Genomic DNA, 2,957 nt, shown 5'->3' with positions numbered 1-2,957 from the left:
GGGTCGGCGTGGGGCTAGGGGTAGGACTGGGAGAAGGAGTCGGTGTGGGCGTGGGGGTGGGAACTGGCTCGCCCGTGGTGATGAATTCGATGTTGCCCTGGGTGAAGGGGCCCGGAAAGGAACCAGTGCTGATGGTGCTGCTGCCGGTGGATACGCCACCGGCCAATCCATTGCCGCCGCTGCTGGGCGTTTCGCCCACCACCAAAGGCACAACGGGCGTTTGGGAACCGCCACCATGGGTGATGCGGACGGCATTCCCTCCCTGGCTGCCGCCCGTGGCAATGCTGGTCAAAACACCCGATCGATCAATGAAGGCCCCCAGGGCCCGGAAAAAGCGCGTGCTCACAATGTCCACACTGCCACCCCGACCATCGCTCCCCCCTTGGGCGTTCAGGCTGGTGATTTGCACATCGCCCGGGCCCGTGAGGGTGAGGTTGGCGTTGCCGCCGTTGCCCCCAATGGCGCTGAGATTCAGGGTTCCCAAACTGATGCCGGTGCTGGCGCGGGCCTGGAGATTGCCGCCTTGGCTGTTGCCGCTGGCGTTCAGGTTGCCCCCACTGATCTGATCGGTGGCGCTGATCAGCGTGATGCTACCGGCGGCGTTTTGTCCCTGGGTGCTGAGGCTGCCAAAGCTGAGGGCCCGTTGGGCCGTGAGGGTGATGTTGCCGCCGCCGTTGCCCGCGGCCGTGATCAAACCGGCGATCGCGGCGCTGTTGTTGCTGCTGGCGATCGCCACATTACCGGCCACGCCAATCACCGGAGCACTGGTGGACAGGTCGCCACTGAGGGCGATCGGGCCGCTGCTGTCGATCGTCACGCCGCCGCCGCTGCCATTGTTGCCGATCGCCTGGAGATTGCCCCCCACCGTCACCCCCGTGCTGCCATTGAGCGTGACCGCTCCGCCGGACTGACTGCCGCTGCTGGTGATGGCTCCCGTGGCGATCGCCCCGCCCGAGGTGCGCAATGTCACTTGCCCCCCGATCGGGCCCTGGCTGGAGATTGCGCCCGTGGTCAGGTTACCTGGCGCAGACAGGTTAATCGCCCCGCCGATGGTGTTCATGTCGCCCGTGGTGATGGAGCCGCTGCTGCTATTGAGGGTGATCGGGCCACCTTCGTTACCGGTGGTGCGCAAGGAGCTGGTGGTGATGCTGGAGCCGGCCGAGAGGTCGATTGCCCCGCCCTGGGTTTCCAGCCGCCCGATCGAGATCGCCTCGCCCGCTTGAATGGTGATTGGTGCGCCCAAGGTGCTCAACACATCGGCGGAATCCAAAAACCGCACATCGCGCCCCGCCGTGAACCGCACCGACCCACCATTGGCCATCCGCAGACTGAGGCGATCGTCAAGCAAATTTTCCAGCACAATATCCCGCTCCGCTTCCAGGATCAGGTTAGCGGTGCTCAACAACAGTTCTAAGCGCCCCTCACTGATTGTGAAGTCCACGGGAGCGGGCGGCCCCGTAAAAAAGCCTTGATCGGTGCGCAGAATCTGATTTTCTGGCTGGCCAAAGGGCACATTACTACTCAGTTGTGAATCATCACTGCCCAGGACACCAGGCACAATCCGAATGTCCTGAGGATCCAGCAGCAGCGTGCCCAAGGGGCCCAAGGGAGCCGTCAGATCCACCGTTCCCCGCACGGCCAGTTCCCCCTTGGCCGACAGTTCCACAAAACCACCCGGGCCACCGTTGGGGCCGCCCCGGGCCGCGATCGCCCCGCTATACCAAGTCAAACCATCGGCCCAAACAATCACCTGACCACCGGCCCCTCGATCGGTGGCATTGGCCTGAATTTGGCTGGCCCGATCGACCCAAGTGGCCCAAGCGCTGAACAGATTACCGCTGCCCCGTTCGCTGCCGCCAATTTGCACCCGACCGCCCCCCTGGGGGCCGCTGGCTTCCAAGTTAGCCCCCACCAGACCCACCCGATCGCCCCCGATCGTGATGCTGCCGCCGGGGCCGGTGGAGCGGGCGCTGTCCACATTTCCGGCCACCACCACACCCCGATCGGGCAAGGCCACGGGCCCCGACGCGGCAGACTGCAACAGCACCGAGCCATCGGGATTAATCACCAACTGGGATGCGGCGGCGGTGGGGCTACCGGCCAACAAATCCGCCAGCGACCGCCCCCCGATCGCCCCCGGTTCCGGCAAGGCCACTTCCAAGGTCAAGGTGGATCCATCGGGCGCGATTCTGACCCGATTCGTGCCGGGAATGGCGGCCACGGTCACGTTGCCCCCGGGCGCTTGCAGCCGGCCCGTGGACACCACGGAACCACCGCCCAACAGCCACAGATTTTGTCCTTCGCCCACGGCCAGGGAACCCCAGTTCAACAGATGACCCGGGCGATCGCTCACAAAATCCAGCCATTGCAGGGAACCGCTCAAGCCGCGAAAGTCCACGGGCCCTTGGGCAGAAAACCAACCGCCATCGCTGAAGCCCAGCCGATCGGCGGTGGTGGCCATAAACGAGGCGGGCACATCCAACCGGGCCCCAGCCCCAAACAGGATCCCCGCAGGATTCATTAGATATAAATTGGGCTGGCCGCCGGAGATCCGAATCAGCCCTTCAATCACGGACGGCTCACCCCCAGTGACGCGCCCAACGATCGCCCGCAAGTCTGGTGTGGCCAAAAAATTGGCAATTTCCTGGGGACTGAGGCCCAGCCGCTGAAAGCTATGGAACAGGTTATCGCCCGATCGGGTTCCGCCGCCGATGTTGTATTGGTTGCCCTGTTGTTGAACGGTAGTGCCCAGGCCGTCGTTGGCGGGAACGATCGCCGGTTCGGCATGGACGGGGCTGGCCATGAGGGCCATGCCGATTCCAAAAATCCCGATCGCCGTTTGCCGGTAACTACCCATGGCTTTTCCTCGCTCGATCGCTGGGGGTGGATCTGTCCTTAGGGCGATCGTAGCTCGCAAACGGTTGATTAACCCTGGCTTAACGTCAGTTCGGGATAAG

General features: G+C 64.1%; 1 protein-coding gene. It reads right to left on the bottom strand.

Annotation, left to right across the window (positions count from 1 at the left end; genetic code table 11):
- Positions 1 to 2,857: filamentous hemagglutinin N-terminal domain-containing protein (locus AMR42_RS12100; RefSeq protein WP_143473053.1), on the bottom strand; the 2,857-nt coding region annotated here is incomplete at its 3' end.
- Between the last annotated feature and the right edge of the window lie 100 nt (positions 2,858 to 2,957).

The organism is Limnothrix sp. PR1529 (genome assembly GCF_002742025.1).
Lineage (GTDB): Bacteria > Cyanobacteriota > Cyanobacteriia > CACIAM-69d > CACIAM-69d > CACIAM-69d.
The sequence above is the reverse complement of the archived record's forward strand: the minus strand, read 5'-3'. Positions and strand labels throughout refer to the sequence as shown.